Origin of the sequence: Microbispora sp. NPDC049633, assembly GCF_040675265.1 — a bacterium.
GTDB classification, from domain to species: domain Bacteria; phylum Actinomycetota; class Actinomycetes; order Streptosporangiales; family Streptosporangiaceae; genus Microbispora; species Microbispora maris.
In genome coordinates, this window is sequence record NZ_JBFAOO010000272.1 from 1 (window position 1) to 7,928 (window position 7,928).

The following is a 7,928-nucleotide window of genomic DNA, read 5'->3' on the forward strand; positions in this document are numbered from 1 at the left end:
CGGACGGCTCGCCTCCGACCCGGGCGACCCGATCACGCCCTTCCTGCCGTTCTTCCCCGGGGCGTCCCCCGCATCGGGCTGATCGCCGAGGTCGACAACATTCCGAGCCAGCAGGTCGCCCAGCGCTGCGGGTTCACCCACGAAGGCGTGCTGCGCGCGGCCGGCTCGGTCCGCGGGGAGGCCCGCGCCGATCTGGCGGTGTTCGGACGGCTCGCCTCCGACCCGGGCGACCCGATCACGCCCTTCCTGCCGTTCTTCCCCGGGGGGTTCCCCGGCGGCTCGCTTGACGACGGCGTCGTCCGGCTCACGCCGCTCACCACCGAGGACACCGCCGACTACTTCGCGCTGGCGTCCGTGCCCGACGTGCGGGACTCGCACGTGCCGCCGGTGGAGCCGTCGTACGCCGGGAGCGAGGTCGTCTGCCGGTACGCCGGGCACCGGTGGCTGACCGGCCAGCGGGCCGACATCGCCATCAGGGACGCCCGCACCGGCGAGTTCGCCGGGGACATCCAGCTCACCGGCGTGGTCCCGCCGCTGGGCCAGGCGATGCTCGGCTACAGCCTCCGTCCGGAGTATCGCGGCAGGGGCATGGTGACGCGGGCGGTGAACCTGCTGGTGGAGTGGGCGTTCGCGAACACGCCGCTGAGGCGGATCGTCGCCGGGACCACGCCGGACAACACGGGCTCACACCGGGTGCTGGAACGGGCGGGATTCACCAGGGAGCACCTCGTCAGAGGGCTGCTGCCCGGACCGGGAGGCACCCGCCTGGACGACGTCCAGTGGGCCAGGACACGCCCCTGAGGTTTCCGGGCGGAACGGACCTCCCGCGCTCGGACACCGCCCGGAACCCGGTGCCCGAGCGCGGGCCGTCCGCGGCACGGCACGCCCGGATGGGCGTTCCGGCCACGCCTGCGCCGGCCGCGCCCTCAGTCGGCGCCGTACGCGGCCCTCAGCTTGGCGAAGGCGGCGTCGGTGCCCTGCAGGGCCCGGTCGATCTCCTCGTCGGTGTGCGCGGCCGACAGGAACCAGTTGTGCCAGGGATGGAGGTAGACCCCCTCCTCCAGGCAGGCCCCGGCCCAGGCGATGCCCTTCTCCAGGGTGTCGTCGCCGTCGAAGGACAGCCACGGCACCTGCACCGGGCCGGTCTGGCGGACCACGAAGCCGTGCGCCGCCGCCTGGGCGGCGAGCCCCTCCCGCAGCCGGGTCCCGGCCCGGTGCATGAGCGCGGGGCCGTCGATCTCGCGCAGGATCTCGATCGTCGCCTTGGCGGCGGCCATGGCCGTGGCGGAGAACCAGAAGGAGCCGGTCGAGTACAGCGTCTGGGCCGCCCCCCGCAGCGCGTCGGTCCCGGTGACCGCCGCGATGGGGAAACCGTTGGCCATCGCCTTGCTCCAGGCCGTCAGGTCGGGGCGCACACCGAACGGCTCCCACGAGCCGCGCAGGTCCAGCCGCCACCCGGCGCGTACGTCGTCGATGACCAGGGCCGCGCCGAGACGGTCGGCCAGTGCCCGTACGCCCCGGGCGAACTCCGCGTCGGCGGGCTCCTGGTCCTCGAACGAGTCGTGCTTGAACGGCGTGACCAGGATGGCGGCGACGTCGCCGTCCGCCTGGGCCGCGGCGGCCTCGGCGCTCGCGAGGTCGTTGTAGGTGAACTCGACCGTGTCCGCCCGCTGGTTGGTTGTGACCCCGGACAGGCCGGGCGTGCACCAGGGGTCGGCGCCGTGGTAGGCGCCGTGGGCGACCAGCGCCTTGGTCCGGCCCGTCGCCGCCCTGGCCACCATCAGGGCCTGGGTGGTGGCGTCGGTGCCGTTCTTGGAGAACATGGCCCAGTCGGCCGAGGGGATCAGGTCCACCAGGAGCTCGGCGAGCTCCACCATGACCGGGCCCGGACCGTTCAGGCAGTCGCCTCCCGCCTGCTGGGCCGCGGCGGCGGCCTCCACCTTCGGGTTGCGGTGGCCGACGATCATGGGGCCCCAGCTGCACATCAGGTCGACGTACTCGCGGCCGTCGGCGTCCCACTGCCGGGCGCCCTCGGCGCGGACGAAGAACTGGGGGTAGCGGTCCCCGTGCAGGGCCGCGTTGAGGTGGCCGTACATGCCGCCGGGGATGACCTTGGCGGCACGGGCCCGCAGGGATGCGTCGACGGACATGGGCGGCACTCCTGAGCTCGGGGGGATCGGGGAGGTGGAGCCTGGGTCAGGCGTCCGGGGCGGGGTCGCCGGGGACGAAGCCGTCCAGGCCCGCGTCGGAGCCGAGCCCGCCGGCGACCCGCGCGGCCACGGCCGTGCCGAGGCGGGCGGCGGCGAGGACGTCCTCGCCGCGCAGCAGTCCGGCGGCGAAGCCGGCGCAGTACGCGTCGCCGCAGCCCGTGGTGTCGACCACCGGCACGTCCAGGGCGGGCACACGGGTGACTCCGCCGGGGGTGGCGACGAGGCTGCCCGCGGCCCCCAGGGTGACGATCACGCCCTTCGGGCCCTCGGCGAGCAGCGCGGCGGCGGCCTCCTCCGGCGTCGGCGCGCCGCTGAGCATGAGCGCCTGCTCCTCGTTCGGCAGGAGGTAGTCGACGTGGGGCAGGAACGCGCGGACGCCGGGCATGAGGTCGGGCATGTTCGACAGCAGGTCCAGCGTGACGGCCGTGCCACCCTCGCGGGCCTTGTCGAGCAGCGCGTAGAAGGCGGGGTCGTGCAGGCCCCAGGTGACGTCCATGCCGCCGAGGTGCACCACCTTCGCGCCGGTCAGCCGGCCGGCGTCGAGGTCGGCGGTCGCCAGCCCCAGGTTGGCCCCGGGCACGTGGAAGGAGGGCCGGCCGCCGTCGGGCCGGATGGGCAGGATCGAGGCCGCCGTCTGCTCCCCCGCCCTGCGCACCACGCCGTCCACGTCGACACCGTGCCGCGCCATGATCATCAGGAGGAAGTCGCCGAGCTCGTCGTCGCCGACGGCGCCCATGGAGGCGACCGGCACGCCGATCTTCGCCAGCGCCACGGCCGTGCCCGCGGCGGCGCCGGCCGCGGTGATGCGGATCTGCTCCAGCAGGTGGGTGTCCTGACCGGCCGGGATGGACTCGACCGGGCGGGCCAGGACGTCGACGATATGCACGCCGACCGTCACTACCGTCATGAGCGGATAATAGACGGGCGCCCGACTAAAATGTCAACCGAGGTGGTGGACCCATGCCGAAGATCGTCAATCACGAGGAGCGCAGGGGCGAGGTCGTCGCGGCGGCCCGCCGCGTCATCCTGCGCGAGGGCATCGAGGCCGCGACCACGCGGGCCATCGCCAAGGAGGCCGGATACTCCAACGGCGTGCTCACGCACTACTTCGCCGACAAGGACGAGATCCTGCTGTCGGCGCTCGAGGCGTCCCACCGCCGGATCGCCGACCGGCTGCGGGAGAAGCTGTCGGGCCGCACCGGCCTGGCGGCGCTGCGGGAGTTGCTGCTCGACAACGTGCCGCTGGACGAGGAGCGGGCCGGGGAGACCGGCCTGGAGGTGGGCTTCTGGGGGCGCAGCCTGACCAGCCCCGCGCTGCTCGATGTCCAGCGGCGCGAGGCCGCCGAGCTCCGCTATCTGGTGACGAGCCTGCTCAGGTCCGCCGCCGAGGCCGGTGAGATCCGCACGGACGAGGACCTGGAGGACGTAGCGGAGCGGCTGCTCGCGCTTGTGGACGGGCTGAGCGTGCACCGGCTGCTCTATCCGTCGCACGTCACCGGCGAGCGGCTGGAACGGCTCATCACGGGCGAGATCGAGCGCCTGCGCGCCTGACCCGCCGCCGGGAGCCGGTCAGGCCCCCGGCGGGTCTCACGGATCAGGCGTTGCGGTGGGGCTCGTACCGCATCGTGCGCGAGACGCCGACGCGCACGGTCGTGCCGGGCAGGATCGGCACCGGCTCGTTCGGCGGGATGTCGTAGAAGTTGGGGTCGCCGGGCGGCTGGATCTGGGTGCCGTTCACCGAGCCCAGGTCGAGCAGGTTGACGTCCCAGTTGTCCAGGAAGACCCGCAGGTGACGGCGCGACACCGAGCCGTCGGGGCTGGTGACCCTGGCCGGCCTGGCCTCGCCCGACTGCACCTCGGGCGCGCGCTCGGGGTCGCGGCCCAGCAGGTAGTCGGCCTCCAGCGGCAGCGCCATGCCGTCGTCGAGCAGCAGCACCCCGAGCAGCGGCCGGGGCCCCTTGTACGGCACCACGGCCCGCTGGTCGATGGGGACGCCGCAGACCGCGCAGTACGGCGCACGCGGATCGTTGAAATGGTCGTTCTTGCAGTCGACGCCGTAGACCATCGGCCGCGGCTCCGGCTCGGGCGTCGAGTCCATCTGGGTCGGCTCGCCCTGGTCCTCGTCGGCGGGCGCGTGCGGCGCCGGCTCGAACGGCCCGCTCGGCGGACCGTCCGGCCCGCCGAAGTCATGCGGTCCGCCGAAGTCGAGGTCGTGCGGCCCGCCCCGGTCCTCGGCGGGCTCGGGCAGCGGGGGCATCGGCTGCGGCCCGGAGTGATGCGCCGGCCCGGAATCGGGGAGGGCGGGCGGCAACGGCGGCAGCGGCTGGGAGACATGGGACGGCGGCTGGGCGGGCGGCGGCGCGAGCGGCTGGGACGATCCCGGCGGCGCCTGCTCGGCCGACGGCCCCGCGCCGGGCAGCGGACCCGAGGAGAACGGCGACGCGGGCGGCGGCGGCACGGACGACGGCACGGACGACGGCACTACGGGCCCGCGCGGGGTGATCGGCTCGGGAGCCCCGATGGGCGGCGGCTGGACGCCCTGCTGCTGCCCCTGCGGCTGCCCATGGTGCTGCGGCGGGCGCGGGGGCAGCGGCGGGAAGGCGAGATCGCCGTGCTGGGCGAAGTCGCACTCCAGACCGGCTCCGGTGACCACGCCGCCGTCCAGCCGGGCGTACGGGCTCGACGGGCCCGCTCCGGGCAGGCGCAGCTCGACCCGGGACACCGGGCCGTTGACGAGACGGTCGGTCCAGGTCAGCGCGTCGTGCCCGGCGAGGCGGACCTCGCCGTCCGAGCCCGACACGCTGGCGTACGCGGCCCCGCTGACCAGCACGGCCACACCGCCCCCCGCGGGTCCGGCGACCGCGCAGGCCACCGGCTCCCCGCCGATGGACCTGTCCATGGCGCGCGCGAGGACCTGGGCCACCCGCCGGGCCAGCGCCCGGCCGTCGCCGCCCGTCGTGGCGGTCTCGCTCAGCGCGCCGAGCAGGTCCTCGACCGGCTGGTCGCCGCCGGTGGCGCACACGAGCAGCAAACCGTTCAGATGGGCGACCACGCCCTCCCCCGGCAGCGGGCGGACCACCCCCACGCCCTGTTCCGTCACAGAAGTTCTCCCTCCGGAAACGCCACCGGATGACCGGCACCATCGCCGGCACGCCATGTGCCGGATCGATCACCCCAGAAAGTAGCAAAAAAGAACGGCGAACCGGCCTGCGGGAGCACGCGACGAACGACCGGACCATGCCCGGACCCGGCTTCGATCAGCACCCGGTCCCCGGCGGGGAGGCCGTCCCCCGGGCCGCGCTCACACACCGGTGAACATGCGGTTGACGTCGGCGGTGGCGAGCACGCCGAATATCTCCCCGCCCCGCTCGACGAGCAGGTACTCCGGCGCCGGGGTGTCCCGCATGGCGTCGAGCAGGGACTCCCCCTCCAGGTCGGCGCCGAGCACGAGCGAGGGCTCCAGGGAGCGCGACAGGGCGCCGACGTTCACCCACGGCCTGCGGTGCTCGGGAGTGGCGTTGACCGCGGCCTCGTTGACGATGCCGACCGGCCGCCCGTCGTGGTCGACCACCACCATGGCCCCGGCCCCCGCCTCCTGGGCCCGGCGCAGACCCTCCGACAGCGGCACCTCGGCGGTGACCGGGATCGCCCGGCGGGCCAGCGCCCGGGCCCGCAACTGCGGCAGCCGGGCCCGCACACGGGCCACCCGCAGCGACTGGGACGCGCCGAACCAGATGAACGACGCCAGCACCACGGTCCAGAGCATGCTGCCGATACCGGGCTCCTGACCGGCCATCAGGTTCATCAGGAGCGGCACCACGACCACCGCCACCGCCACGCCCCGGCCGACCCACGCGGCGACCAGCGTGCCCGTGCCCGAGTCGCGCCTGACCTTCCACACGGCGGCCCGCAGCATCCGGCCGCCGTCGAGCGGCAGCCCCGGCAGCAGGTTGAACAGACCGACGATGAGGTTGGACAGCCACAGCTGCCAGACGAGCACCTGCGCCAGGCCGCCCGGCGGCACGACGAACGCCTCCGCCAGGGCCCCGATCCCGGCCAGCCCCAGCGACAGCAGCGGCCCGGCGAAGGCGACGGCGAACTCCCGGCCCGCCGTCTCGGGCTCGCGCTCGATCTCCGAGACGCCGCCGAGCATGTAGAGGGTGATCCGGCGCACCGGCAGGCCGTAGTGCTTGGCCACGACGCAGTGCGCCAGCTCGTGCAGCAGCACGGAGACGTACAGCAGGACGGCGAAGGCCAGCGCGACGGCGTACGCCGCGGTCTCGCTGAAGCCCGGCAGCATGTCGGCGAACTGCGGCTGGAAGCTGATCGTGATGAACGCCGCCACGATGAGCCAGGTGGGCGAGACGTAGACGGGGATGCCGAACGGCCGTCCCATCCGCAGTCCGCTGGACTCCTTGACAGGTGTGCTCATGTGGCCGCCTTCCCCTCCCGCGCCCCTCGATGCTACGTGCCGGAGCGTGAGATCAGCCTAAGAGCTCGCCCGCCCGTCGCGCACCGTGTGATCGGCCACGCGGGGCGGGCGGGGGGCGAGGCGGGCGCGTTCTGTCGGCCCGGTGTCCTACAGTTCGGGCATGACCCTCGCCGAAGAGCGCGCCGTCATCGGGGCGCTTTCCCCCTCCCGGGCCGGTGACTTCATGACCTGCCCCCTGCTCTACCGGTTCAGGGTGATCGACCAGCTCCCCGAGCGGCCCTCGGCCGCCGCGGTCAGGGGCACGCTCGTTCACGCGGTGCTGGAGCGGCTCTACGACCTGCCCGCGGAGGCGCGGACGGTCGCCGCCGCGCAGGATCTGCTCGAACCCCAGTGGCGGCGGCTGCTGTCCGAGGAGCCCGACTACGCGGGGCTGTTCGAGGACGACGGCGAGCGGGACGCCTGGCTGACGCAGGCGCGCGGCATGGTCGAGCGTTACTTCACGCTGGAGGACCCCCGGCGGCTGGAGCCCGCCGAGCGGGAGATGTACGTCGAGGTCGTGCTCGAAAGCGGGCTGCTGCTGCGCGGCTACATCGACCGTCTCGACGTGGCCCCGACCGGCGAGGTGCGGGTCGTGGACTACAAGACGGGCACGGCGCCGGGGCGCGAGTGGGAGGCCAAGGCGCTGTTCCAGATGAAGTTCTACGCGCTCGCGCTGTGGCGGCGCAGCGGCCAGGTCCCCCGGATGCTCCAGCTCATGTACCTGGGGAACGGCGAGATCGTCCGCTACGTCCCGGACGAGGCGGACCTGCGGGCGACCGAGCGCAAGGTCGAGGCGCTGTGGACGGCCATCGAGCGCGCCGTGCGCACCAAGGAGTGGCGCGCCCGCCGCTCGCGGCTGTGCGACTGGTGCGACCACCAGGCGCTGTGCCCGGAGTTCGGCGGCACGCCGCCGCCCGTCCCCGACCGCGAGCCCGGGCTGTCCGCCCGCGTCAGCAGAAGGTCGGCCAGCGACGAGCTGTGACCCGGGCTCATCCGCGGGGAGGAGGCGCATATCCGTCCCGGGCAGGGTGGACGCGGGCGGTGACCGCCTAGATTTGGTACGTGCGCACCACCCCCGGCAGTACGCGGTCCTGGCTTCGGGCCCATCCCCCGGTCTCCGACTCGATTCTCGCGGTGGTGCTGACGACCGCGTCCCTGTGGTGGATCCTGACGGCGGGGGATGCCGGTTGGCTGCGGTCCGTCCCGCCGCGCCCGGCGGACGCGCTGAACCTGATCCTGGCGGCGGC

Annotated in this window: 7 protein-coding genes and 1 pseudogene; 4 read left to right on the forward strand and 4 right to left on the reverse strand. The window is 74.1% G+C overall.

Features of this window, described 5'->3' with window-relative positions; translation table 11 throughout:
• Positions 1–801 (forward strand): GNAT family protein (locus AB0J39_RS36350; RefSeq protein WP_363473191.1); only part of this gene is annotated, 801 nt, incomplete at its 5' end.
• A gap of 125 nt (positions 802–926) precedes the next feature.
• Here the strand turns inward: AB0J39_RS36350 and AB0J39_RS36355 are convergent.
• Both AB0J39_RS36355 and AB0J39_RS36360 read right to left on the reverse strand, forming a co-directional pair.
• Complete coding sequence (locus tag AB0J39_RS36355) at positions 927–2,150, reverse strand: aminotransferase class III-fold pyridoxal phosphate-dependent enzyme (RefSeq protein ID WP_363473194.1); 1,224 nt, start codon at positions 2,148–2,150, stop codon at positions 927–929.
• A 46-nt stretch (positions 2,151–2,196) separates the two neighbouring features.
• A complete protein-coding gene (locus AB0J39_RS36360; RefSeq protein ID WP_363473196.1) occupies positions 2,197–3,117 on the reverse strand; it encodes a PfkB family carbohydrate kinase in 921 nt (306 codons plus the stop codon).
• A 53-nt stretch (positions 3,118–3,170) separates the two neighbouring features.
• Here AB0J39_RS36360 and AB0J39_RS36365 point away from each other — a divergent pair, with 53 nt between their 5' ends.
• A complete protein-coding gene (locus AB0J39_RS36365) occupies positions 3,171–3,761 on the forward strand; it encodes a TetR/AcrR family transcriptional regulator (RefSeq protein WP_363473198.1) in 591 nt (196 codons plus the stop codon).
• 43 nt (positions 3,762–3,804) lie between these two features.
• Here the strand turns inward: AB0J39_RS36365 and AB0J39_RS36370 are convergent, their stop codons facing one another.
• Both AB0J39_RS36370 and AB0J39_RS36375 read right to left on the reverse strand, forming a co-directional pair.
• Entirely contained in the window at positions 3,805–5,310 is a 1,506-nt protein-coding gene (locus AB0J39_RS36370; protein WP_363473200.1) for an FHA domain-containing protein, read from the reverse strand.
• A gap of 201 nt (positions 5,311–5,511) precedes the next feature.
• Positions 5,512–6,642: a site-2 protease family protein gene (locus AB0J39_RS36375; protein ID WP_363473201.1), complete on the reverse strand. Its 1,131-nt coding sequence runs from the start codon at positions 6,640–6,642 to the stop codon at positions 5,512–5,514.
• 160 nt (positions 6,643–6,802) lie between these two features.
• Here AB0J39_RS36375 and AB0J39_RS36380 point away from each other — a divergent pair, with 160 nt between their 5' ends.
• Positions 6,803–7,663 (forward strand): PD-(D/E)XK nuclease family protein, encoded by an 861-nt coding sequence (locus AB0J39_RS36380; RefSeq protein ID WP_363473203.1) that lies wholly within the window; start codon positions 6,803–6,805, stop codon positions 7,661–7,663.
• Positions 7,664–7,743: 80 nt separating this feature from the next.
• Positions 7,744–7,928, forward strand: a pseudogene (locus AB0J39_RS36385) (hypothetical protein); the annotation flags it as partial.

Excerpts from the sequence above, each read along its gene's own strand:
- AB0J39_RS36355 (WP_363473194.1), bottom strand. The coding sequence starts at position 2,150 with ATGTCCGTCGACGCATCCCTGCGGGCCCGTGCCGCCAAGGTCATCCCC.
- AB0J39_RS36360 (WP_363473196.1), bottom strand. The coding sequence starts at position 3,117 with ATGACGGTAGTGACGGTCGGCGTGCATATCGTCGACGTCCTGGCCCGC.
- AB0J39_RS36375 (WP_363473201.1), bottom strand. The coding sequence starts at position 6,642 with ATGAGCACACCTGTCAAGGAGTCCAGCGGACTGCGGATGGGACGGCCG.
- AB0J39_RS36380 (WP_363473203.1), top strand. The coding sequence starts at position 6,803 with ATGACCCTCGCCGAAGAGCGCGCCGTCATCGGGGCGCTTTCCCCCTCC.
- AB0J39_RS36365 (WP_363473198.1), top strand. The coding sequence starts at position 3,171 with ATGCCGAAGATCGTCAATCACGAGGAGCGCAGGGGCGAGGTCGTCGCG.